Genomic DNA, 24,719 nt, shown 5'->3' with positions numbered 1-24,719 from the left:
ATGCAAAATATGGAAGACTTATATCAAATGATCGCTGCACGCCAAAAGAATCCTAAGCAGGGCTCGTATACGGACTACCTCTTTACTGAAGGCTTAGATAAGATTCTAAAGAAGGTCGGTGAAGAATCGACTGAAGTGATCGTCGCTGCCAAGAATCCAGGTGATGATGAACTGGTCTATGAAACGGCGGACTTGTTTTATCACGTGTTAGTGTTGCTGGTTGAACGAGGGGTTAGTTTTGACCAAATCAAGGCTGAACTAGCTAAGCGTGAAGGCAAGATGAGTGATTTTAAGGATCGACCAGAGATTAAGAATTTATAGGGGGCTTTTAAATGAAGGCAAGCATTCAACATTTACAACCATACGTCCCCGAAAAACCATTGACGACGTTAAAAGCTGAACTGGGACTTGACCAACTGGTGCGTCTGTCTGCCAATGAGAACCCATATGGGACATCGCCGAAAGTCGCGGCAGCTGTGAAAAATTGGGACTTTACGCAAAGTAATCGTTATCCCGATGCTGAAGCAGCTGAACTACGCCAAGCAGTGGCGACCCAACAACACGTCGATCCTGACCAGCTGGTCTTTAGTGTCGGCTTAGATGAAATGATCGTGATGTTATCGCGGACCTTTTTAAGTCCCAATGATCAAGTCTTAGTGGCGACACCAACATTTGGTGAATATGGGTTACACGCTGAAATCGAAGGCGGTCAACTCGTTTCAGTTCCGACTAAAACTAACGGTCAAATTGATTGGCCGGCGATGCAAGCAGCGGTAACGCCGCAGGTAAAAATGGTGTGGCTATGTAATCCGAATAATCCCACGGGGACGGTTGAAAGCTTAGCCGATATAACGGCGTTTGTTCAAGCAATCCCGGCAACCACAATGGTGTTGATCGATGAAGCTTATCTGGATTTTGCCCCCCAGGCCACCGCGTTGACCGCGATGCAGTTACCAGCTGCTTATCCAAATGTCATTGTCATGCGCACCTTTTCTAAAGCGTATGGGTTGGCGAACTTTCGGGTCGGTTATGCGGTGGTACCGCCAGCTTTAGCACCGACGTTGCAAGCAGTCCGGCTACCGTATAATTTGAACAGCTTAACGCAAATTGCCGCCTTAGCCGCGATCAAAGATCAGGCCTTTGTTGCGGATACTGTGGCAAAAAATGCTACGGAACGGGCCCTCTGGCAAGCATTTTTTGATGAGCAAGGCATTCAATATGATCAAAGTGCCGCCAACTTTATCTTCTTTACTTATCCGCAAGCAGATCAATTGGCGACTTATTTGTTACAACATGGGTACAGTCTTCGCACCGGATTGCGACCAAATTGGTTGCGACTAACGATTGGTACGGCGGTGGATAATCAAGCCATTCGGTCGTTGATTTTGGCGTATCAAGACTTGCAATAATAAGTTGCTGAACTAGCTGAATCATAAGAAAAATGAGGCCACCGTATTTTTTGCGGTGACCTCATTTGTTTCAAGTTTGATTGTCGTCAGATAGAATCCTTGTGTGATTAGACCAAGCGTAATTGTTGTTGTAACTCGGCTAAATCATGTTGTTGGGTTTGGGTCAAGGTAGTTGCTGAACCAATCACGTTGACGGCCGTTTGACCAATTTGTAACAGTGCGAGTAAATCATCATCGATTTCAAGTAACGATGAAATCTTAACAAATGATTTAAAGTCGTCTAAGTCGGCCAAGTCACCTTCAGCTAACCGACTGATGCCTTGACTGACGATTTTTTCGAAGCGTTTTGCCCGGGCCTTTCGTGCTTGGCGCTGCGTATAATATGGTAAGAATAAAGCGACAATGACTGCTAAAGTTTCCGCAGTGGCCGCGACCCATTCAGATAATGTTCCTAGTTCCATAATGAAGCTCACCCCCATCATTATCGTACGCGTCTCAAGTCTAAAATTAAATTAAACTGAATTGTGATGATTAAAAAAGTAATTAAAACGGGTATACTAAAGAAGAACCCAAACAATTTCAGAAAGAGGTTTTTCAGTGATACAGTTCATCGAACAGCTATACGGCCCGTTTTTTAGCGGTGCCAATTGGAGTCAGGTGATTACCTCGGGGAATGATTGGTTAGTTATTCTTTCATTAGCGTTAATTGAATGTTTGCTATCAGTTGATAATGCTGTGGTCTTGGCCGCGCAAACGCAAAGTTTGGATAATCTGCAGGAACGGGAAAAGTCTTTGTTTTACGGCCTCTGGGGGGCTTATATATTCCGCTTCTTAATTATTGGGATTGGGACGTATTTAATTAGTTTTTGGGAAATTAAAGTTCTAGGTGCGGCGTACTTATTGTACTTGGTCTATCGCTTTTTTACGCAACATCAAGAGAAAACGACGACGAAGCCAGTTAAACAACACCGCTGGTTCGGGTTGAGTCATTTTTGGTCAGTGGTGCTTCAAATTGAAATGATGGATATTATTTTTTCGATTGATTCCGTGCTAGCGTCATTGGCAATTTCTAGTAATCCAGTGATTGTCTTGATTGGTGGCATGTTAGGGATTGCTTGTATGCGGGGCATTGCTGAAGTAATCATGCGGCTCATGCGTAAGATTCCAGAACTGGAAACAATGGCCTATGTGTTAATCGTTGTGATTGCAATTAAGCTGTTCATCTCGATTCCTGCAATTGACTGGGATATTCCAGCTAGCATTTTTGGGATGATCGTCTTGGGGGCATTTGTCATAACGTTAGGGATTCATTTTGTGCGCCGTAGTCGACGCGCGACAAAGAAAGGTGATTAAGATGCAACTTGGATTTGTGGGTACTGGTGTGATGGGTGCTGCAATTGCGACTAACTTAATGGCAGCGGGACATCAATTGACCGTCTATAATCGGACGAAACAAAAGACTGATGCGTTAGTTGCGGCCGGCGCAACTTGGGCCGACACGCCAGCGGCCGTCGCCGCTAATAGTGATGTCGTGTTCACGATGGTTGGCTTTCCAAAAGATGTCGATCAAGTTTACTTTGGTGACGATGGCATTTTTAGTGGCTTAAAAGTAGGGAAGACCGTCGTTGATATGACGACGAGTCAACCTAAGTTAGCCGTGAAAATTGCAGCTTATGCTAATCAGCATGGCTTCCATGCACTTGATGCGCCCGTTTCCGGTGGCGATATTGGCGCCAAAAATGCGACTTTGACGATTATGGTTGGTGGTGCTGACACGACCTATCAAGCTGTATTGCCATTATTTAAAGTAATCGGTCATGTGGTCAATCATTTTGGCGCGGCAGGTACCGGGCAACATGCCAAGATGGCAAATCAAATCATGATTGCTGGTACCATGACGGGTTTAACTGAAATGCTACTTTATACCAAGGCGGCGGGGCTTGACCCGCAAAAAGTATTAGCGACGTTATCTAGTGGTGGTGCCGATAATTGGAGCATGGATAACTATGTACCGCGGATCTTAAAGGACGATTATACGCCGGGATTTTTTGCCCGGCATTTCTTAAAAGACTTACGAATTGCGTTAACTGAAGCCGATGCGATGGGCTTAGATTTAGTTGCCACCGCCCAAGCTAAGCGACTCTATGAAGTGATGGTCGATGTCAAAGGCCTGGGTGATCAGGGGACACAAGGGTTGATTAATATTTATTAGGAGTTGTACAGCGATGCGGGGAAAACTGAATAACGTGTTGACCGATTATATATGGGGCTTACCTGGATATTTAGTTGGTATTTGGTTAATTACAATTAATGTGTCACAACTTTTTAGTTATTACTTATTGATTGGCTGGTTAACTATCTCGTTTTTTATTTGCTATCCGTTTGTCCTATCATTGCGTCCAACGTGGCGAGTCGTTAAGTGGGTGAAACGATATCATGATATTAAAACGGCTCGATTAGAACAAGATATTCAGTTGGCTAATCAATCTGCAAACGGTAATCAGCCTTTTCAGTCACAAGATTTAGCGAATTTGGCTCGTTTGATGGGTACGTGGGTCGTTCGTAGTCTTATAATTGTTAGCGCACTTCCATTGGGGATTATCTTGTTATTTTTGACGCCTAAATCGGTATCGTAATTAATAAAATAAAGTGCTTGAAACTAGATATTCGAATATTGTCTTCTAGTCTTAGTTTTGAGTTGGGTGATGCGCTTGACTGTAGCAATTCTGCATCATGTGCACGTTTGCTGATCAGCTTGCGAAATGGTAGCATTTAACCGAACTTATTATTTAAATAATATGAGCGAAATAACCGCCTATCCAATTTTTATTTGGGTAGGCGGTTATTTATGTTGACTGTCTATTTTAGCTGTAGATCAGTAGTAAATAGCTTGAAATTTATTTTTTAATGGGTTAAAGCCAAGTCAGATAACGTTTTAACAGCTTTTTGAGCAGCGACGTTCATGATATTCCAAGGCCGGTCGAAACCAGGTTGGAAGAAGAAGTCGGTGTAAGCTAGGTCTGCAACCGTCAATTTGGCTTGAATTGCCAATGAAATCGTGTTGATATTAGCAGTTACGTCAACGGTTGACATGATTTGTGCCCCGAGAATACGACCATCAGCTGGGTCAAAAGTGAGTTTGAACCAAACCTTGGCGTTACCAGCATCATGAGGGACAAACTTTGGCCGCACCGTGTCCGTCACTAAGACTGAGGTACTCTTGACGCCAAGCTTGTCACTAGTCCCAGCTTTAACCCCAGTTGAGGCAAAGTGATAGTCAAAGACTGAGAGGGCTGAAGATCCTGATACGGCTGGCATTGGTGCCACTTCGCCAAGTAAGTTCTTCGCGGCAAAGCGGCCTTGACGCCGGGCGTTAGTGGCTAGCGCAATCCGGTTGTCTTGACCGGTTGGGGCAAATGGCACTAAGGTTGCATCCCCAACGGCGTAGATGTCAGGTTGACTAGTTTGGAGGTATTGATTGATTTCAATCAAACCATGGTCATCTAAATCAACGACACCTTTAAGCATGTCCGTATTGGCTTTGATTCCCGCAGCTGAAACCACAAGGTCAGCGGGATAAGTCCCTTGATCTGTGGTGACACTGACAACTTTACCATCACGGCCATCAAAGGATTTGACTCCTTGACCAGCAGCGGCGGTAATATCATGCGCTGCCAACTCGTCGGTCAAAACGGTTGTGAATTCTTCATCTAAATATAAGCTTAATAAGCGTGGCAACATATCGATGATGGTGACATGTTTACCGGCTTTAGCAAAAACTTCGGCGGCTTCGATGCCGATATAACCAGAGCCAATCACAACCACGTTCTTGACGTCTGGATCAACGGTCTTAGCCTTTAGTTTGATGGCCCAATCGCGCCCACGCATGGCATAAACATTCTTTAAATCATGGCCAGGGACGGGGAGTTCAAATGGTACGGCCCCAACACTTAACACTAATTTATCATAAGTTTCATCACGTTCGGCACCGCTTTGTTGATCGACCACATGAACCGCATGCTTCGCCGGATCGACTTTGGTAATTGCTTGTTGCACGAACACGTGCACACCGGCTTTTGTCATGCCTTCAGGAGTGGCATAACGAACGCTATTAACGTCCTTAACGGTACCTTCTAAGTACAACTGCATCCCGCAAGATAAGAAGGAGAGAAAGTCGCCTTGTTCATACCATTGAATCTCTGTATCTGGTTGAGCGGCCAGAATTCCGCGAACTGTTTCGTAACCACCATGTGAAGAACCAACGACAATAACTTTCATAATTGATCTGCCTCCAAGACTTTAGTTTAGAATTGTTCTAAATAAGAATAACACGAACGGCAGCAAAATAAAAGTAAATCTATATCATTAAGTTTAGGGATGCCAACATTTTTAGTTTAGATTAAAACAAAAAAACTGTCAACGGACGCTAACGTTGGCAGTTTTAGTGGTGGTACAGTTATTCAATCGTATCAAAGAAACTTAATAATTTTTCTTTTGTTAGTTCAGTTTTCTCAGCGCCACGGACGTCATATTTAATCTGACCTTGGTCGAGAACGATTAATCGATTACCATATTTTAGCGCATCATCTAAATGATGGGTAATCATTAAACAAGTGAGGTTTTCTTGGGTGACCCGTTGATTTGTTTGGTGCATCAGTTCGGCACTCGTCTTAGGATCAAGGGCGGCAGTGTGTTCATCAAGCAATAGCAAATCGGGATGTTGTTCGGTGGCCATTAAGAAACTCAATGCTTGGCGTTGCCCCCCGGATAAGTTCTCCGTGGCCGTATTCAGACGTTCAGCTAAGCCGTTATTCATCGTGGCTGTCAAGGCCTTAAAATGCGGGAGCTGTTGTTTCAAACGGCGTAAGCGCAAGGTCCGTCGTTGGCCACGTTGGCTTGCTAGAAGCAAATTCTCCGCGACAGTCATTCGTGGGGCCGTGCCCATTTTGGGGTCTTGAAAGACCCGGGCTAAAAAGGCTGTCCGTTTTTCAACGGTCATCGTGGTGATGTCTTGGTCTTTTAGCCGAATCGACCCACCGTTTACTGGCAATTCGCCACTAATCGTATTGAACAAGGTTGATTTCCCAGCCCCGTTAGAACCCAGAACGGTAATAAAGTCACCATCGTAAATTGACAAATTTAAGTGCCGTAAGATCATCACTTCGTTGGGTGTGCCCACATTCACCTTGGTGACAATGTTATCTAGCGTTAGTAGAGGTGTCTCAGTCTTCGTCATATTTAGCCACGCCTTTCTTTAAGACTTGATTTAAGTGGAGCTTTTTACTCAATTGCGGCAACATCAAGCAGACGGCTAAGATGATAGCGGAGAGTAAATTCAAATCGTTGGTACTGAAACCGAGTTGTAACACGATAAGTAAGACGAACCGATATAAGATACTGCCTAAAGTGACGGCCACTAAGCGTTGGTTTAAGGTCAATTCACCAAAGACGACTTCACCAATAATAATAGAAGCTAAGGCAATAACGATAATCCCAATCCCCATATTGACATCGGCATACCCGTTGTTTTGAGCAATCAAAGCACCGCCCATCCCAATCAGGCCGTTAGAAACCATCAAGCCCATCATGGTCATGTTATCCGTGTTGATCCCGATCGAACGGGCCATGATGCGATTATCACCAGTGACGATAAAGGCTTGCCCGAGATTGGTTTGTAAGAACAAAATCAACAGGATCGTGACGATTAGAATCACGACTAAGCCGACGAAGACGCTATCGAAATACTTAGGTAAGGTCGTTAAAAAGTGACTCGAAAAAATCGTTTGTTTGCCTAGTAAGGAGACATTGGCACTGCCCATAATGTGTAAGTTAACGGACAAACAAGCAGTCATCACTAAGATCCCGGCTAATAAAATAGGAATCTTACCTTTCGTGTAGAGCAATCCGGTAATTAAGCCGGCCGCCGCACCAGTGACAAATGCTAATAAAGTTTCGAGGTAAGGGTTCATCCCATTGGCGATGGCCGTTACCGCAGTAGCGGCACCTAAAGGAAAGGTCCCTTCAACGGTCATATCTGGGAAATCTAAAATTCGGAATGTTAAGAAGAGGGCGATCCCCAAAATAGCCCACAAGAGCCCTTGGCCAATACTAGATACAATCATACTCATTTGAAGATTTCCCCTTTCTGTTTGGCTTCTTTAATGACACTAGCTGGGAAGGTGATGCCCAGTTTTTTAGCTTCTGATAAATTGATCGTCATTTCACCTTTAGTGATTAACTTGATTGGATAGGTCGCAGGTGACTTGCCCTTAAGAACTTTAGCGGCCATTTCACCGGATAATTTACCAAGTTGATATTGGTTAACGGATAAGGTTGCTAAGCCGCCGTCTTTGACCATCGTGTCGACCGCTGGAATCACGGGGACCTTGGCTTTATTTGTGACTGAAATCAAGGTCTTCATGGCACTAGCCACGCCGTTATCTTGTGGGGCATAAACCGCATCGACTTGTGAGGCCATGGTTTCAGCGACTTGTTGCATATCGTTAGTCGAAGAAATCGTATAGAGCTTATAGGCGATGCCTTCTTGCTTGCAAATCTTGGCGAATTTCTTTGCGTTATATTCGCCACCGTGATCAGAAGTGGTGTAAATGATCCCAATCTTCTTTGCTTTAGGGACGAGCTTGCGTAATAAATCAAGATGTGACTTTAATGGTGATTCCCCAGATGTCCCGGTGATATTAGCGCCGGGATGTTGGTTGCTTTTAATTAAGCCGCCCCCAACTGGATCGGTGATCCCGGCTAAAATAACCGGGGTACTTTTACCAGCGGCATTTGCTAGTGCTTGCGCTGAAGGCGTCGCAATCGCAATCGTTTCGGCGGCATCTTCATTGATGAACTTTTGACTCATCGTCTTTAAGTTACTTTGATCACCTTGGGCATTTTGATAATCGATCTTAATGTTTTTCCCCGGTGTGTAGCCTTCAGCTTTTAAGCCAGCGATGATTCCACGGTGAATCGCGTCTAATGCTGGATGCGTTTGGAGCTGCAAGATACCCACGGTCGGAATCTTTTTCGTGCTGGTTGTCTTGGTCGTATTTTGATTGCCAGTCATCACAAAGGCAATACCGAGAAATACGACGAGGGCGCTAATAAATGCAATCATTCTTTTCAATTTCGTCACCTCATCTAATAATAAATGCCAATTCCTTTTTTACGGTTCAAGCTAGGATACGTCGCCATCGTTATTCGCGATAGACAACAAAAAAGGGCAAACCAGCATGCGACTGGTTTGCCCTTTACGGAACCGGTAGTCTGCTGTGTCTAAAACCCATGCAGACTCCTTTGGATATCAAAGTTAAGCCGGCACAGATACAAACTGTTTGCCAGATTGTATCCGTGTTGGACGTACAATCTGAATTACCGGCTTTGCCATGAACTATTCAAGTTGTATTGACTTAACTGTTTCATCCTTGGTTCCTCGCTTTCGTTATTGAATGCATTCAGTATAGGCAAAGTTAAAAATCATGTCAAGCTGAAATTGAAAAAGAATTGACCAAAATAGGCTTTTTGTTGGAAATTCTTTTTCGTGAGTTGACAATTAAAAAAACTGGTGTTAGATTAATACCATATTAGAAAACGATTAAGACGTTGAAGAGAAGAGTAGCTTTGCAAACGACATTTCAGAGAGCTTCGATTGGTGAGAAGAAGCAGTGGTGCGCAAAGTGAAGATGAGCTCGGAGTCATGACGCGGGTCATTAAGGCTACGCGTGCGGTTGCAACCGATATATTGCGGAGTATCCCCAATAGGCGGGGTACTTGTCGAGGTTGTCGGTGCGAACTGACAACGAATCACGGTGGTAACGCGAAAGCTTTCGTCCGTTGGTTTCCTTAGGGAGACTGATGGCGGAGGCTTTTTTTGTTAGAGTGTTTTTTCGAACGGGTTGTCGGTGAGCATTGCCTAGCTAAGCCAATGACTCGGTGAATTTGCGAGTGATTGGCTTAGCGTAGCAAGCGGAACCGGCAGTTCGGAAAAACACGTTTCGGCTTATCACATAACAACGTCCCCAATAATCAAACAACCAAATCCAATATACCCTAAAAAAGTCACACCAATAACAAACAAAACGAGAGGAAGTAATCAATATGACCGTAACCGCAGTAAATGGCCTACTTAAAGCTGAACATCAATGGCGCAATCAATCCCAAGGTGATCACTCGATGCGGTTGCTCGTATTGAACTTGATGCCCACCAAAGTCACGACAGAACGTCAATTTTTAAGTAACTTCGCGGCATTATCGACCAATGTTGAAGTGACCTTCATGTATCCTAAGACCCATGTCTTTAAAGGATTACCACGTGCGACGGTTGCTGATCATTACGTTAGTTTAGATCAAGTTGAAGACCAATATTTTGATGGCTTGATTATTACCGGTGCCCCGGTCGAAACGTTAGCATTTGAAGACGTGGATTATTGGCAAGAATTTGGCACCATCGTGGATTGGGCGCAAACGCATGTGACACAAACGCTATTTGAATGTTGGGCGGCCCAGGCAGGCTTGTATTATCAATTCAATATTCAAAAACGAACGGTTGGAGAAAAGATTTTTGGTATTTATACCGCTGATGATGTCGATCTACAGTCACCGTTAGTTAGTGGACTGAGTGCGGGCGGGTTATTAAAGATGCCACAGTCGCGTCATACCCAGTTGATCCTACCAACCGTGTTGCCGCAAGATTTACACGTCGTTGCGACCAATGATGAGATTGGGCCATTGGTGCTAGCAGCGCCACAAGCCAAAGCCGTCTATGTGACTGGACATCCCGAATATGATACTGAAACCTTAGCGACTGAATATTTTCGTGATCGACGGAAACGATTACCGATTCAATTACCAAAACATTATTTTACGACAACTGATTTACAACAAATTAACGACAGTTGGCATCAAACTAGCCATCAACTTTATGCCAATTGGTTACAAACGTTAACATTAACGAAAGTGGGTTATTAACATGACAAAAGACAATCAATATCATTTTGAAACATTACAAGTGCACGCCGGACAAACTGTCGATGAAACGGGTGCGCGGGCAGTGCCAATCTATCAAACGACGTCCTATGTATTTAAAGATGCCAAAGAAGCGGCCGGTCGATTTGCGTTGACGGATGCGGGGAATATTTATACCCGGTTAACGAACCCGACGACTGATGTGGTCGATAAGCGGGTCGCGGCGTTGGAACACGGCACTGCCGGTGTGACCTTAGCTACTGGGTCGGCAGCGATTACGGCGGCCATTTTAAATATCGCTGATCAAGGTGACGAGATCGTTGCGGCTAATACATTATATGGTGGGACGTTTGATTTATTTAGTGTCACTTTGAGAAAATTAGGGATTACGACGCATTTTGTTGACCCCGATGACCCAGCAAACTTTGAAGCTAAAATTAATGATCGGACCAAAGCCTTATATGTCGAAAGTATTGGTAACCCTGGGATTAACTTAGTTGATTTTGAAGCGATTGCGGCGGTGGCTCATCGGCATCATATTCTGTTTATTGTAGATAATACGTTTGGTACGCCATATTTGGTCCGGCCTTTAGAACACGGCGCTGATGTCGTTGTCCATTCGGCGACTAAGTTTATCGGCGGCCATGGGACGACAATGGGTGGCGTCATCGTTGAAGGTGGTCACTTCGATTGGCAAGCGAGTGGTAAGTATCCAGGATTCACCACGCCGAGTGCGCAATATAATGGCTTGGTCTTTGCTGATCTAGGTGGGGCCGCTTTTACCACTAAAGTTCGAGCCGAAACTTTGCGTGATATGGGGGCTACGATTAGTCCATTTAATTCATTCTTACTTTTACAAGGGTTAGAATCCTTATCTTTGCGAGTCGAACGGCATGTTGAAAATACGCGCAAAATCGTGCATTTTCTAAATCAACATCCCAAAGTCGCTTGGATCAATTACCCTGAATTGCCAGATAGTCCTTATCACGACTTAGCCACGAAGTATTTTCCAAATGGGGTCGGATCGATTTTTACATTAGGTCTGACCGGTGGTGAAGCAGCTGGCAAAGCCTTGATCGAACACTTACAGCTGTTCTCATTATTGGCTAATGTCGCCGATGCAAAGTCACTGATTATCCATCCGGCTTCTACGACGCATGCGCAATTAAATGAACAAGAACTTTTAGCAGCTGGGGTAACCCCGGATTTGATTCGGATTTCAGTTGGGGTGGAGAATGTTGACGATTTAATTGCTGATTTGGATCAGGCATTAGCGAAGCTTTAAATAAGGTTAGGAAGGTGCGTTAAATGACAACGACGATTGAAGTAGGCATGTTAGGACTAGGCACAGTAGGCAGTGGGGTCGTGTCGCGCTTACAACAAGCAGCGACTCAAATTGAACAAACACAAGGCTTACGGTTACACTTAGCTGCCGTAGCCGTGAATCATTTAGCGGCACCCCGAGCGGTGACGTTACCACTCGGCACCCGGCTGACTGATTCGATTCAAGCCGTTGTCACTGATCCGAAGATTCAATTAGTGATTGAAGTGATGGGCACGCTTGAGGTTGCCGAACAGGCCATCGCCACGGCACTAAAACACGGTAAATCAGTGATTACGGCCAATAAAGATTTGATTGCCACGGCGGGCGATCGGCTGATTGCCGTAGCGCAACGGCAACATTGTGACTTGTTTTATGAGGCCAGTGTCGCCGGTGGCATTCCAATTTTGCGGACCCTAACGGATAGTTACGCCACGGACCAAGTTACCGCCTTAGCTGGGATTATCAATGGGACGGCGAATTATATGTTGAGTGCGATGACGGCGGGGCAAACGTATGCCCAAGCCTTAGCGGCCGCCCAAACTGCTGGTTATGCCGAGGCTGATCCTACCAATGATGTTTTGGGGCTTGATACCGCCTATAAATTAATGATTTTAAGTCGCTTTGCCTTTGGGCAGGGGCCGACCTTGCCGACGTTGCAGCCAACGGGCATTACCCAGTTGACACCGACGATTTGTCAGCAAGCTGCCCGAAGTGGCTGGCAGGTGAAACTATTGGCGCAGGCGCAACCAGCCAATGGCCAGTTATATTGTCGAGTTGCCCCAGTGGCGGTACCAAGTCAACAAGCCTTGAGTCAGGTTGGCGGCGTTCAAAATGGGGTTGCGGTTACGAGTCGCGCTATCGGCGCTAGTTTATATACCGGACCTGGAGCGGGCAGTACGGCGACGGCAAACAGTGTTTTAAATGATGTGATCGTGGCGGCCCATAATCTTATTCATCAGACGGCTGGCGTAGCCTTTAACCGCCAACGTCAGTGCTTACCAGTTGCCAATTTTAATCAATTGTCACAAGCTTATCTATTATTTAGTTCAGATTCAGAACACGCTTGGCAACGATTAGCATTGACGCAACAAGTTAAGTTACGTCGTCAAACAACCAACTGCTATCAAACCGGTATTTTGACACCTGACCAAGCCCAAGTGTTGCGTGCCAATGGGGCACAACTAGTCCCGATTATGGGGACGGTAACTTGGGCCAAATCAGCGGCCGTCAAGCCACTTGTGGTTGCCGCCGACATCGCTATTTGAAAAAGCACGCTGACGTACAGTATACTGTATGTGAGCGTCTTTTTTTATGACGCAGGCTAACTGAAAGTCAGGGATGAGGACTTTCGAATCGTGTTCGCTAAAGTGATGGCTGATTGCTTTAGCTCACACTCTGAATTGGAGTGAAATTTATGAAAATTGCGGTAGTAACTGATAGTTCCGCGAATTTAACGGCGCGGGCCGCGGCCGATTATAAGATTACGGTGGTTAACGATCCGATTATGTTTGGCAATCATGTTTATCATGAAAATGTCGATATCACCACTGACCAGTTTTACCGGTTATTAAAAGTTGAAAAGGATATCCCCACAATTTCGCAAATCTCGATGCCCGAGATGCAAGTCGTCTTTGATGACTTAAAAGCAGCTGGCTATGATCAAGTGCTCGTGATTGGGTTAAGTAGTGGGATCAGCGGCTATGTGAATAACTTAAAAACTTATGCGCCTTCCGTTAAGGGGTTAGCAGTCGAAGTCTTTGACTCGCGAACTGCGTGTGCGGGGACGGCGAATATGGTCAAACTAGCTGCTGCGATGGCATTAGCTGGCTATGAATTAACAGACATTTTGGCGCAATTAACGCTATTGCGAGCAACGACGAAAACGGTCTTTATCGTGAACAGCATGCGACATTTGGTTAAAAACGGCCGGATCTATAATAATAGTAGTTTGGCGGGGACGATGGTCTTACGCAATAAACCGATGATTACGTTTAATGATCATGGTAAGTTACAAGTTTGGGGTAAGGGCCGAACCTTAAAAAATGCCCAACAAGCTGTTGAAGAAGCCTTTAATCGGTTTGTGATCACGAGCCAACAACCCGTCCGCTTGGATATCATTAGTGCTAACGACGATCAGATTGCCGAAAACTGGGCGAGTGAATTACGTTATCAATTCCCAGCCGTGCGGGTAAAAACGGGTGAAATCGGCCCATTAATGGGCGTCCTAACTGGTGAGCACGCCTTAGGCATGATTTGGTCTTACGATTGGAAGCCATTGTTAACGAGTTTGAATATGCAGCGGCCCCAGGCTTAAGAATCATCAGCAAAATGCGGGACTGAGTCGACTCTCAGCCCTAGCTAACTTAAGATTCAATTGTTAAAACACCAGTCCTTGACAATTCACAAGAATGATATTATGGTTAAAACATTAAAACTTGATGAAAAAGCCAACAACGATTGAATGGAGTCGTTAGGTTGTCATGCTAAGCAAGCACCGTTAGTTGGGAAGGTGTGATGGCAGCGTAATTAAAGATCAGTCGCGGCGTGAACTTTGCGAGGTTCACTGGGCGCACCCATTAGCGTGCACACGTTTAGTTGTTTTGAACGTGGTGAGGAATTAGCAGCGATGGTAATTCGAACTAAGGTGGTAACCCGTGTCAACGTCCTTTGGATTTTAAATCCAGTGGGCGTTTTTTTGTCGAGTTGAACACATAAGTTATTTTTTGATCCACATAGATTGTTAAACACATCGTGCCCAAAGTTGCACACACATATATGATGGCTAAAGTTGTTACTTTAGTCGTCAATCGGCGGTTAAGCACGCTACCGTGATACTTAGATGCACCGATTAATGAAAAGTTCTGAAATTTTTCAGAACTTTTTTCATGATTACAAAAAGTTAATGTTATCCACATGGCAACGGATTCAAAAATATTGGTCTATACATAACTGGTGCTAACTTGCTTTTATCTAATGGCTTGCTGTGATACTATTTACAGCGTGTTATAAAAGATGACAGGGAGAAATTGGTATGAAGACATATTTTCAAAGAATGGGGCAATCCCTCATGTTGCCGATCGCGACGTTACCCGCCGCGGCAATTTTGGTTGGGGTTGGGAACTATTTACCGAAAGGCTGGATATTCGCAAACTTCTTAATTCAAGGTGGCGACGTTGTTTTAAATAACTTAGCGTTGTTATTTGCCGTTGGATTAGCAGTCGGGATGGCCAGCAATAAAGATGGTGCGGCAGCGATTGCCGGGGTCGTGGCTTATGAAGTGCCAGTGACGATGCTTAACCCGACAACGTTAGCAACAATCTTGAATACCAAAGCTAGTAGTTTAAATGCTGGTTTTAGTGCGATTAGCAATAATGTGTTAATTGGGATCAGTGCCGGTTTGATTGCGGCCGCCCTCTATAATAAATTTCATGAAGTTAAGTTACCAATGGCGTTGTCGTTCTTTAGTGGGAAGCGGTTAGTCCCAATCATGGCGGCGTTTGTCATGTTGATTTTTACGGCCGTGATGTTCTTTGTGTGGCCATTCTTATATGATGCGATTGTGTTGTTTGCCACGAGCATTGCCAAGATGGGCTTTGTCGGGGCAGCAATTTATGGGTTCTTTAACCGTTTGTTGATTCCAACTGGGTTGCACCATGCGTTGAACTCTGTTTTCTGGTTTAATGTTGCCGGGATTAATGATATTGGCAACTTCTGGGCCAGCAAAGGGGTCAAAGGCGTTACTGGGATGTATGAAGCTGGTTTCTTCCCAATTATGATGTTTGGTTTACCAGCAGGGGCGTATGCAATTTATCGCAACGCCTTACCAGAACGCAAGAAGGAAACCGGTTCTTTAATGTTAGCTGGCGCGTTTGCGTCATTCTTTACTGGGGTTACGGAACCACTAGAATTCTCATTCATGTTTGTGGCTTGGCCGTTATACGTGTTACATGCAGTCTTCATGGGCTTGTCACTCGGTTTTGCGGCGTTTATGCATTGGACCGCGAGCTTCTCATTTAGTGGTGGTTTAGTCGATTACTTGTTGAGTTTCCGGATGCCGTTAGCCAACCAACCTTACATGTTATTAGTGCAAGGGGCCGTGATGGCGTTGATTTATTACTTTGGGTTCGACTTTGCGATTAAGAAGTTTGACTTAAAGACCCCTGGTCGCGAACCATTAGTGGCGACGGCTACTGATGAAACAGCTGTGGCGACTGATCCGAGTGATGATAAATATATGCGTCAAGCTAAGCAAATTTATGCGGCGATTGGCGGTCATGACAATATCAGTGTCATTAATAATTGTACGACCCGGTTACGTCTCCAATTAAAAGACACCGGTAAAGTTGACCAACCAGCGGTTAAAGCAGCTGGCGTACCGGGATTAAATGTTTTAGATGTCCATAACATCCACATCGTCATCGGGACGGAAGTCCAATTCGTGGCGGAAGCCTTGCAACAATTATTCAGCGGTCAAGTGAGTGCCGAACCGGCAGTTGCGACGGCAACGACGAGCGAATCGACTGTTGCGCCCGCGGCACCGGCTAATCCAACTGAGGTGCCCGCAACCACTGTGTTACAAGCACCGGCAACGGGGACTTTGATGCCCATTAGTGCCGTTGCTGATGAAACGTTTGCTCAAAAACTATTGGGGGATGGCTATGCAGTGGAACCAACCGATGGTGAGATCGTTGCGCCGGTTAGTGGTGAAGTCACAAGTATCTTCCCAACGAAGCATGCCCTCGGCTTAAAGACGGCTAGTGGCCTAGAAGTGCTCTTGCACATGGGCATCAACACCGTTGAAATGGACGGCAAGCCTTTTGACTTACATGTTGAAGTGGGCGATCAAATCGTAGCTGGGCGTGCGGTCGCAACCGTTGACTTGGCTCAAATCAAAGCCGCTGGTAAAGCAACGACGATGATGGTCGTATTAACGAATATGGATCAAGTTAATGACTTTAAATTAAATCAAACGAAGACCGTAGCTGCTGGCGATATTATTGGTGCAGCTGACTAAGGTTTAATTAATAAAGTGCTGCGGCAAACGGCTAAAGCATTATTGCGTTGCCGCTTCCAATCAGCAGTTAATTTGGTGAAAATATTTAAATGAGTATCGAAAAAGGTCGTCACTTCAAACGAGTGACGGCCTTTTTGTGCCATTAATCTCGGTGCGTGAGGGTTTGCCATCGGGCTGTAAGCCGATTCAGACTAGTTATAATAAAATTTTTTTATCGATTACTAACGTCTGAATTTATGCCACCGTGATAGGTGACGACCCGCAACTAATCAGCTAACCAATTGCGCTCGATTGAAACGGCTAGTCGTCATTACCGGAAAACCAATTTTTCTCTTTTAAATATTAATATGATTGAATCGATAATCTTGAATAACCAGCATTTATAGTGAGTTGCCGTCAAGCTAGTTTCTCATTTTTAAGCTGGTATGCTTAAGCTGTCAAAAGGGAGGGCGTTTAAAATGACAATACACATGGGTTCATCAATGGTCGTGTTAGCGGCTGTTTTAGGCATTGGGTTACCAATAACCGCAGTGGCAACGAGTCAACAAGTTGCTGAACCAGCAATGGTACGAGCCGTCGGTAATGCGGGTGGTGATCAAGCCTTGGTTCGACAACGGTTGACTCAGGTTGATCAGGCGGCTCGCTTGAAACGGCAAGTGCAGCGCCAGACGATGGTGCACCAAAGCAAGCCTAGTCCGGTTGGCAATCGGTTAGGAACGGTGTTAAAGCAAACGTCGCGGGAGTAAGTCTAGGCAGTTAGGGGTTGGTAAGCATGGCGGTGATTTGGTTACTGATTAGTATCGGTTTGACCATGGTTTCGTTAGGGGGCACATTAGTTGCTTATCGCGATCAAAATATGGCGTTGTTTTTGTTGTGGCTAATGCTATTAATTACCGGGCTAAGTTGGTTTGGTGGCCTGCTTTATTTTGAATTCTAAAAGACTGGCTATTAGTTAGTGACCAATTTTTAAGTTTAGCGAGAAAGATTGTTAACTGTCGCAGCATAGCGTATGATAGTGGGTATAAAATTATTGATTAATCGCAGTTAAAAGTGAATCGATGCAACGGAATGGAGTGGAATTGCCTTGATGATGCTGGGCGATATCGTCGTTTTTATCTACTTAGCGCTAGCGTTGAGCGCAGGCGTTTATCATTTGATTAAGCACACTAGAAATCATAGCGGGTGGCTACTGATCACCGTGGATACCGCATTGACGGCTGTCGTAGTACCGGTCTTATTTATTTTTGGTGCGTTAGTCATGACTGATTTACAAGTTTTTGGATAATCTTAACTGAAGATGAGCGAACCGATAACGATTAGTCGGTTGGCTCATTTTTTGTCCTTTAAATCTAATTGCGCCTATTACTTGGCGTTATGCCAATGATAAATAATTGGTATTTTCCAAATTAATTGGGTGCCGCTATAATTAAAGCGATTCAAAATTATGTGAATTAAATCACATCTTGGAGGTTAGACAGATGGACAGTTATAAGATTATTTATGATGATGAGATTCAGGTGGGGATGACCGGTGAATTTTCTAAACGGGTGACCCAAGCGGATGTTGCTGATTTCGCAAAGGTGACTGGGGATTATAATCCAATGCATATGGATGATGAATTTGCGGCCCAAACGCAATTTCATGGTCGGATCGCGCATGGCATGATTTCGGCTGGGATGATTTCAGCTTGTTTAGGCACCAAGATGCCCGGACCGGGTGCGATTTATCTTGGGCAAAGCTTAACCTTTAGGGCACCGGTTCATTTTGATGATGTTTTAGTTGTCCGGGCGGAAGTGACCAAGATCGAACAAAAAAAGCACTTTAAATTGGTAACGCTTTCAACAACAGTCACCAATCAAGATGGTCAAGTTGTAACGGATGGGGAAGCCCAAATCATGCCGGCACAACGGTAAATCATGTGACGTTAAAAACGGGTCTGGTCTTGGTGCCAGGCTTTTTTTGTGTCGCGATTAAGCGGGTGGTGGCACCTAACTTGCTGGGCCACAAACGGCTTTGATTGCACTTCATGGTAAAATTCGCGATAATGAGTTCAGCAAACAAACGAAGGGGACCGTCATGAAGCAAAAACTATCAAAACGCCGCTGGATCATCTTAGCGGTCAGCTTAGCCCTGGTCTTAGTCGTGTTGATTGGGGTCCGGTATCATGGGACGTGGCAATTATTAACGACCAAGCCATTTAGCCAAGCTGAAATCGTGGCCCAGGTTCGCCGGCATTTAGCACTGGATGTGTTGCTAGTGGTGCCACTATTAATGGCATTTTCGTTTATTCCAGGGGCGCCAGTTTCAGCGGTGGGAATCATTGCTGGGATTTGCTTTGGAAAGGGACTAGGGGCAGCCTTAAATATTGTTGGGATTACACTGGGTAATCTCATGTCACAACATGTTTATGGCCTGTTAGAAGCCCGGCACACGACGCGGCAACCAGCTAAAATCGTGCAAAGTATTGAACAGATGCGGCACCCATTTTTAGGGATCGTCATTGGTTATACGATTCCGTTTATTCCAACCTCATTAGTCAGTTTAGCGGCGGTCCGCACGCAAACGTCAACGCGCCAATTAATGACGGCGACGTTGATCGGCAGTATCCCAACCGCGGTCATTTATGCCTTAGGTGGCGATGCGTTGATTCAAGCACACTTTAAAAACTTATTATGGTTAGCGGGTGTGGTGATCCTCTTGCTTGGGTTATTATGGATCATTCGTCAAGATCGGCGACGGACAAAACAAGCTTAGACTGGAAAACAAAAAAGATGTTGTGCTCAAGGGTAAGCACAACATCTTTTTTTGATGCCTTAATTATTTGCTGGTGAACTTAGCATGCCGCTTTTCAAGGAAGGCGGTCATCCCTTCAGTTTGATCTTCAGTGGCGAAGGTTTGGGCCCACATTTGGGTTTCAAAATCAATCGCGGTGTCAAGTGGTAAATCAGCCGCCCGGTCGATGACATATTTTGCCATGCTGACAGCAATTAAACCATTCTTCATGACTTGATGTGCGATTTCCATGACCTTATCCATTAATGCTTCGGGAGCAGCGATTTCTTCTGCAATCCCAACCCGGTAAGCTTCTTTAGCATCGATCATCGTCCCCATGGCAATCATTTCTTTAGCTTTGCCACGGCCAACTAAGCGGGTCAAACGTTGGGTACCACCAAAACCAGGCACGATACCTAAAGTAACTTCTGGTTGACCAAATTTGGCCTTTTCGGAAACGACCCGAACATCACAAGATGATGCTAATTCAAGGCCACCACCTAAGCAATAGCCGTTAACGGCGGCGATTGTTAATTGTGGTAAGTTTTCGATTTTACCAAAGGAATTGTGCGCTACTTTTGAGAGTTCCGCAGCTTGTAATGAGTTCATATCACGCATTTCTGAAATATCAGCCCCAGCGACAAAGGCTTTTTCGCCGGCACCAGTAATGACAACAACTTTAATGTCGTCGGCGTTGGCTTTGATTTCATCTAAGGCTTCACCGATTTCAGTTAAAGTAGCGGTGTTCAATGCGTTCATTGATTTTGGCCGGTTGATTGTTAAAGTAGCAATGCCTTCGTTGATGTCCAATAAAATGTTATCGTAAGTGTTAATTTTCATCATGTTAGTAACTCCCTTTCAAAAATCGTAAGTGGTTACCAACGAGTACTTTCACGCTCTATCTTAGCGACTCTTCACAAAAAATCAACCGAGTTGTGAATAAAGAAACAACTGGACCAAAAATGAGAATCCCATGTTATCAACGTTTTTAGACTCTAGGCCAATTCAGTTAAAATTTAATTTTAGGCAAAGTTTGTGAAAAATCACAATTTCTTGTTAGGATTCCGCCCTAGTTTTAGCGACTATAACTTACAGCTATGGTCGGCATGAAAAACTGTAAACGTTTACATTCCTGAAACCATCCGATATAGTTCAAGCTGTAAAAAATTTTAATTCACCTTAAGGAGGAACAAGCTATGTCAGGAACATGGGATATGCGGTACGCCGCTGAATTTTTTGGTACATTGATTTTGGTCTTATTCGGTAACGGGGCGGTTGCCAATTCGTTTTTAAAGAACACAACGGGTAATGGCGAACCCGGTCAATCTAATGGGGGGTGGCTATTCATTGCCCTCGGGTTTGGCTTTGGGGTGATGATTCCCGCCATGATGTTTGGTTCGATTTCAGGGAATCACTTGAATCCGGCGATTACGATCGCCCAAGCAGCGGCTGGGATTTTTCCGTGGGCGCAAGTGACCCCTTATATTTTATGGCAGTTTGCCGGGGCGATGGCTGGGCAATTATTAGTACTTGCGATTTATTGGCCTCATTATAAGGCCACGAGCGATGCTGGTTTAGTATTAGGTACTTTCTCAACTGGCGATGCTAGTGGTAGTTGGTGGAATGGGTTTGTGACTGAAATGATTGGGACCGGGGCGTTGACATTTGGTGCCATGGGGTTATATCGGGGCATGTTCTTCCATCAAAGTATTGATATTGCCAACATCGGGATTGGGTTGTTAATTGCCACGATGGTGATTTCTTTAGGGGGCCCAACTGGTCCAGCGTTGAATCCAGCCCGTGATTTGGGCCCACGGATCGTCCATGCCTTGATGCCAGTACCTAATAAAGGTAGCTCACATTGGGAATATAGTTGGGTGCCAGTCGTTGCGCCAATCGTTGGGGCAGTTATCGGCATCTTCGTTTATAAAATTTTCTTTGGTCTTTAATCGCCACTTTAAAAAAGTTTGTGAATTCAATTGCTAATTGATGAACCGAAAGCCGATATTGCTAGCATCATAACTTACGGTTATGCAGTGAATAAAAAAGACATATTGGTGAAAAAGATTGAAAAGGCTTACATTATGGACGTAGATAATTATAGCAGTTGCCCCTGGCAATCCGGGTGACTGAACGTGGTAATTATCTAAATTACATCAGGATAATTGATGGTCAAGGCCGTTAACTGGGCATTTAACACGGACTCAATTTGATACCAACGAGTACTTTCAACCGTATTAGATCACCCCGGTAATCCCGATAACGAATTGTAACTAACATGAAAAGGTGGTTTTTAAGATGTCAGAAACAAGTACGATGGTCCCATTATCCGAAAAGCTTCAAGGTAACGTTGCGCGCTCGGTCAACCCTTATGGGTGTCGGCAAGCAGTTTTAAATCAAATTGCGTATGTGCAAGCCAAAGGACATTATGCTGGTGCTAAGAAGGCGTTGATTATTGGCGGGTCATCAAGTTATGGGCTTGCCAGTCGGATTACGACTGCTTTTGGTCAAGGTGCCGATACGATCAGTGTTTCTTATGAACGGCCACCCCGGGATGAAAAAATGCTCGGTACGGCTGGCTGGTATAATAACGTCTTTTTCCGTGAAGCCGCCGAAAAAGCGGGCCTCATTGCCAAGAACTTTAATGGTGATGCGTTCACGCAAGACATTAAAGACCAGGTCATCGATTATATTAAAACAACTTTTGGTGGCCAAATTGATCTGTTAGTTTACTCAGTTGCGGCGCCTAAACGAATCAATCCAGATAATCCAGATGAAGTTTGGCGTTCAGTGATTAAGTCGGTCGGTGAAAGTGTTACCGGGGAAAATATTGACTTAGAAAAAAATGAATTATTTGAACAAACCGTTGAACCTGCCAGTGAAGCGGAAGTTACTGCCACTAAGCACGTAATGGGTGGCGAAGATTGGGAAATTTGGGTCAATGAACTCAAAAAAGCCGGCGTCTTAGCAGAAGGCTTTAAGACCATTTTATATTCTTACATTGGACCAAAGAGCACTTATGCGTTTTATCACGAAGGGACTTTAGGCGCTGCTAAAGACGCCGCTGAAGCCTCGTCGCACAAGATTCAAAAAGTGATTAATGACATTAATGGGGAAGCGTTGATTTCTGTCTCACGGGCTGTGACAACCAAAGCATCGGTTGTGATTCCAATCTTCCCATTATATTGCATTGCGCTTTATAAGATTGAAGAAAAGACTGGGACCCACGAGACGCCAATCATGCATAAAGACCGGTTGTTCCGGGATATGGTTTACGGCGGTCGTCGGGCCGTTGATGAAAGTGGTCGTTTACGGCCGGATGCTTGGGAACAACGGAATGATATCCAAGACCAAGTAGCGGACCTGATGACCAAGATAACACCTGAAAACTTCAACTCTGATTTAACAGGATATGCTGAATTCCGGCGTGAATTCCTACAATTAAATGGGTTTGAAGTCCCAGGTGCCGATGAAACTGAAGTCGATTTAGCTGCGTTGAAGCGTTTAGAACCTTAATGAGGTGACAGCGCTGGTAAGTCATTAACCTGCCAGTGGTTGGTCGGCGTAAATTTGAAAATGAGGTGTGAAACATGACAGTACAATTTATTGATAGTGATAAGGCCGCAAGTTTGATTCCAGATAACGCCACCATCGCGCTGGAAGGCTTCTTAGGTTCGGATGTCGCTGAAGAAATGTTACGTAGTATTCGCAAACGCTTTGATACTGAAGGTCATCCAAAACAATTGGAAGTTTGGCATGCGTCTGGGATTGGTGATGGTGATGCCAAAGGGACCAATAATTTAGCCGCCAAAGGCTTGTTACGGCGAATCGTCGGTGGGCACTGGGGGTTAGCACCCCAACTCGAACCGCTAGTTGCCGCTAACGATTTTGAAGCTTATAACTTCCCACAAGGGGTCTTATCACAAATTTTCCGGGATTCAGCGGCGCATAAACCAGTTCAAATCAGCCGAGTTGGTCTGGGGACCTTCGTTGATCCAGATGTTGAAGGTGGTAAGTTAAATGAAGCTGCCAAAGCCGATGATTTAGTTTCTAAGATGCAAATTCATGGGAAAGATTACTTAGCTTATGAAGTCCCACAACCAAATATCGCGATTTTACGTGGGACGTTTGCCGATGAAGATGGCAACATTACGTTTGATGATGAACCCCTAACCTTGGAATCAACGTCAATCGCAATGGCCGCGCATAATAATGGTGGGAAAGTCTTTGTCCAAGTTAAACGAATCGTTAAATCAGGCTCAATGAAGCCTAAAGACATTCGTATTCCAGGTTTACTAGTGGATTACGTGGTTGAAACCGCTGATGAAACGATGACAATGCAAAGTAACAGTACCCAATATAATCCTGATTATGTGGATGCTGATGTCATCAAGCCAGCTGGCTCAATTCAAGTACCATTGGATGCTAAAAAAGTGATTGCCCGGCGCGCGGCCATGTTCAAACGCGATAGTGACAATATCGTTAACTATGGGATTGGGAAATACCCTGAAACCGTCTCATTGATTTTGAAAGCCGAAGGTAGTGCTGAAAACGTCACAACGACGGTTGAACCCGGGACCTTTGGTGGGGTGCCAATGGGTGGTGGTGACTTCGGTTGTGCGATCGCACCAGAAGCCACGATTGACCAACCTTACATGTTTGATTTTTATGATGGTGGTGGGATTGATATTGCCTTTCTAGGACTAGCCGAACTAGATCATGCCGGTAATATCAATGTTTCGAAATTTGGTCCAAAGATTGCTGGGACGGGTGGTTTTGTTAATATTACGCAAAATACCCCAACGGTTGTCTTTACTGGGACCTTTACCGCCGGCGGGTTACGTGAATCGGTCGTTGATGGTCAACTGAGGATTGATCAAGAAGGCCGCCGTCACAAACTGGTCAAAGATGTTGAACAAATTACCTTCTCTGGTCCAGTTGCCGCTGAAAATCATCAAAACATTTACTATGTCACTGAACGGGCCGTCTTTGAATTAACTGATGCTGGCATCAAGTTGATTGAAATCGCACCTGGGATGGACTTACAAACCGATATTTTAGACCAAATGGACTTCAAGCCAATGATTAGTGATGACCTTCGTTATATGGATGCCCGGATCTTTAAGGAACCATTAATGGGGAACACACTTAACCAAGCTGATCAGTTGGTTAAATTACCAGCCGAAATGCACTAATGACTAAAAAAGCGAGGGTGGCCCAGCGTGCCAAC

Annotated in this window: 24 protein-coding genes and 1 other annotated feature; of the genes, 18 read left to right on the top strand and 6 right to left on the bottom strand. The window is 44.8% G+C overall.

Going from position 1 to position 24,719, the window contains the following annotated elements; all coding sequences use genetic code 11:
- Entirely contained in the window at nt 1-321 is a 321-nt protein-coding gene (gene hisE, locus FFM75_RS01540) for a phosphoribosyl-ATP diphosphatase (protein WP_137627436.1), read from the top strand.
- Nucleotides 322-332: 11 nt separating this feature from the next.
- Complete coding sequence (gene hisC, locus FFM75_RS01535; protein ID WP_137627435.1) at nt 333-1,409, top strand: histidinol-phosphate transaminase; 1,077 nt, start codon at nt 333-335, stop codon at nt 1,407-1,409.
- A gap of 107 nt (nt 1,410-1,516) precedes the next feature.
- Here the strand turns inward: hisC and FFM75_RS01530 are convergent, their stop codons facing one another.
- On the bottom strand, nt 1,517-1,870 hold the full coding sequence (locus FFM75_RS01530; RefSeq protein ID WP_137627434.1) for a hypothetical protein: 354 nt from the start codon (nt 1,868-1,870) through the stop codon (nt 1,517-1,519).
- A gap of 136 nt (nt 1,871-2,006) precedes the next feature.
- Here FFM75_RS01530 and FFM75_RS01525 point away from each other — a divergent pair, with 136 nt between their 5' ends.
- From FFM75_RS01525 to FFM75_RS01515, 3 genes are read left to right on the top strand one after another with little or no spacing between them, the layout of a single operon-like run.
- The gene (locus tag FFM75_RS01525) at nt 2,007-2,762 is read left to right on the top strand and encodes a TerC family protein (RefSeq protein ID WP_137627433.1); all 756 of its coding nucleotides are present in this window, start codon (nt 2,007-2,009) and stop codon (nt 2,760-2,762) included.
- Nucleotide 2,763: 1 nt separating this feature from the next.
- On the top strand, nt 2,764-3,621 hold the full coding sequence (locus tag FFM75_RS01520; RefSeq protein ID WP_137627432.1) for an NAD(P)-dependent oxidoreductase: 858 nt from the start codon (nt 2,764-2,766) through the stop codon (nt 3,619-3,621).
- 13 nt (nt 3,622-3,634) lie between these two features.
- The gene (locus tag FFM75_RS01515; protein WP_137627431.1) at nt 3,635-4,045 is read left to right on the top strand and encodes a hypothetical protein; all 411 of its coding nucleotides are present in this window, start codon (nt 3,635-3,637) and stop codon (nt 4,043-4,045) included.
- Between the two features lie 268 nt (nt 4,046-4,313).
- Here the strand turns inward: FFM75_RS01515 and FFM75_RS01510 are convergent, their stop codons facing one another.
- The 4 genes from FFM75_RS01510 to trpX form a co-directional block, all read right to left on the bottom strand.
- Nucleotides 4,314-5,687 (bottom strand): FAD-dependent oxidoreductase, encoded by a 1,374-nt coding sequence (locus FFM75_RS01510; protein ID WP_137627430.1) that lies wholly within the window; start codon nt 5,685-5,687, stop codon nt 4,314-4,316.
- A 178-nt stretch (nt 5,688-5,865) separates the two neighbouring features.
- On the bottom strand, nt 5,866-6,645 hold the full coding sequence (locus tag FFM75_RS01505; protein WP_137627429.1) for an ABC transporter ATP-binding protein: 780 nt from the start codon (nt 6,643-6,645) through the stop codon (nt 5,866-5,868).
- On the bottom strand, nt 6,632-7,537 hold the full coding sequence (locus FFM75_RS01500; protein ID WP_137627428.1) for an ABC transporter permease: 906 nt from the start codon (nt 7,535-7,537) through the stop codon (nt 6,632-6,634). The genes FFM75_RS01505 and FFM75_RS01500 overlap by 14 nt, the downstream gene beginning before the upstream one ends.
- Nucleotides 7,534-8,532, bottom strand: a complete 999-nt coding sequence (gene trpX, locus FFM75_RS01495; RefSeq protein ID WP_137627621.1) for a tryptophan ABC transporter substrate-binding protein — start codon at nt 8,530-8,532, stop codon at nt 7,534-7,536. The genes FFM75_RS01500 and trpX overlap by 4 nt, the downstream gene beginning before the upstream one ends.
- A 476-nt stretch (nt 8,533-9,008) precedes the next feature.
- Nucleotides 9,009-9,252: a binding site (T-box leader), on the top strand.
- 260 nt (nt 9,253-9,512) lie between these two features.
- Here trpX and FFM75_RS01485 point away from each other — a divergent pair.
- The 10 genes from FFM75_RS01485 to FFM75_RS01445 all read left to right on the top strand — a co-directional run bounded on the left by FFM75_RS01485 (nt 9,513) and on the right by FFM75_RS01445 (nt 19,471).
- Nucleotides 9,513-10,382, top strand: a complete 870-nt coding sequence (locus FFM75_RS01485; protein WP_137627427.1) for a homoserine O-acetyltransferase/O-succinyltransferase family protein — start codon at nt 9,513-9,515, stop codon at nt 10,380-10,382.
- Nucleotide 10,383: 1 nt separating this feature from the next.
- On the top strand, nt 10,384-11,664 hold the full coding sequence (locus FFM75_RS01480; RefSeq protein WP_137627426.1) for an O-acetylhomoserine aminocarboxypropyltransferase/cysteine synthase family protein: 1,281 nt from the start codon (nt 10,384-10,386) through the stop codon (nt 11,662-11,664).
- A gap of 23 nt (nt 11,665-11,687) precedes the next feature.
- Nucleotides 11,688-12,968, top strand: coding sequence for a homoserine dehydrogenase (locus FFM75_RS01475; RefSeq protein ID WP_137627425.1), 1,281 nt, complete (start codon nt 11,688-11,690; stop codon nt 12,966-12,968).
- Nucleotides 12,969-13,117: 149 nt separating this feature from the next.
- Nucleotides 13,118-14,017: a DegV family protein gene (locus FFM75_RS01470; protein ID WP_137627424.1), complete on the top strand. Its 900-nt coding sequence runs from the start codon at nt 13,118-13,120 to the stop codon at nt 14,015-14,017.
- Between the two features lie 717 nt (nt 14,018-14,734).
- The gene (gene nagE, locus FFM75_RS01465) at nt 14,735-16,717 is read left to right on the top strand and encodes an N-acetylglucosamine-specific PTS transporter subunit IIBC (RefSeq protein ID WP_137627423.1); all 1,983 of its coding nucleotides are present in this window, start codon (nt 14,735-14,737) and stop codon (nt 16,715-16,717) included.
- Between the two features lie 458 nt (nt 16,718-17,175).
- Nucleotides 17,176-17,463: a hypothetical protein gene (locus FFM75_RS01460; protein ID WP_137627422.1), complete on the top strand. Its 288-nt coding sequence runs from the start codon at nt 17,176-17,178 to the stop codon at nt 17,461-17,463.
- A 26-nt stretch (nt 17,464-17,489) separates the two neighbouring features.
- A complete protein-coding gene (locus FFM75_RS13890) occupies nt 17,490-17,654 on the top strand; it encodes a hypothetical protein (RefSeq protein ID WP_171001408.1) in 165 nt (54 codons plus the stop codon).
- A 150-nt stretch (nt 17,655-17,804) separates the two neighbouring features.
- Nucleotides 17,805-18,002, top strand: coding sequence for a hypothetical protein (locus tag FFM75_RS01455; protein WP_137627421.1), 198 nt, complete (start codon nt 17,805-17,807; stop codon nt 18,000-18,002).
- Nucleotides 18,003-18,195: 193 nt separating this feature from the next.
- On the top strand, nt 18,196-18,630 hold the full coding sequence (locus FFM75_RS01450) for a MaoC family dehydratase (protein WP_137627420.1): 435 nt from the start codon (nt 18,196-18,198) through the stop codon (nt 18,628-18,630).
- Between the two features lie 163 nt (nt 18,631-18,793).
- Nucleotides 18,794-19,471 carry a TVP38/TMEM64 family protein gene (locus tag FFM75_RS01445; RefSeq protein WP_137627419.1) on the top strand — a complete coding sequence of 226 codons (678 nt, stop codon included), beginning with the start codon at nt 18,794-18,796 and terminating at the stop codon, nt 19,469-19,471.
- 63 nt (nt 19,472-19,534) lie between these two features.
- Here the strand turns inward: FFM75_RS01445 and FFM75_RS01440 are convergent, their stop codons facing one another.
- Entirely contained in the window at nt 19,535-20,332 is a 798-nt protein-coding gene (locus FFM75_RS01440) for an enoyl-CoA hydratase-related protein (RefSeq protein ID WP_449273595.1), read from the bottom strand.
- Nucleotides 20,333-20,685: 353 nt separating this feature from the next.
- Here FFM75_RS01440 and FFM75_RS01435 point away from each other — a divergent pair, with 353 nt between their 5' ends.
- The 3 genes from FFM75_RS01435 (at nt 20,686) to FFM75_RS01425 (ending at nt 24,684) form a co-directional block, all read left to right on the top strand.
- Nucleotides 20,686-21,438 (top strand): MIP/aquaporin family protein, encoded by a 753-nt coding sequence (locus tag FFM75_RS01435; protein WP_137627418.1) that lies wholly within the window; start codon nt 20,686-20,688, stop codon nt 21,436-21,438.
- A 349-nt stretch (nt 21,439-21,787) separates the two neighbouring features.
- Nucleotides 21,788-23,005: an enoyl-ACP reductase FabV gene (fabV, locus tag FFM75_RS01430; RefSeq protein ID WP_137627417.1), complete on the top strand. Its 1,218-nt coding sequence runs from the start codon at nt 21,788-21,790 to the stop codon at nt 23,003-23,005.
- Between the two features lie 74 nt (nt 23,006-23,079).
- Nucleotides 23,080-24,684: an acyl CoA:acetate/3-ketoacid CoA transferase gene (locus tag FFM75_RS01425; protein ID WP_137627416.1), complete on the top strand. Its 1,605-nt coding sequence runs from the start codon at nt 23,080-23,082 to the stop codon at nt 24,682-24,684.
- The last annotated feature ends 35 nt before the right edge of the window (nt 24,685-24,719 follow it).

The organism is Lactiplantibacillus daowaiensis, from assembly GCF_005405085.1.
GTDB lineage: Bacteria > Bacillota > Bacilli > Lactobacillales > Lactobacillaceae > Lactiplantibacillus > Lactiplantibacillus daowaiensis.
This window is presented reverse-complemented; position numbering and strand designations above follow the sequence as displayed.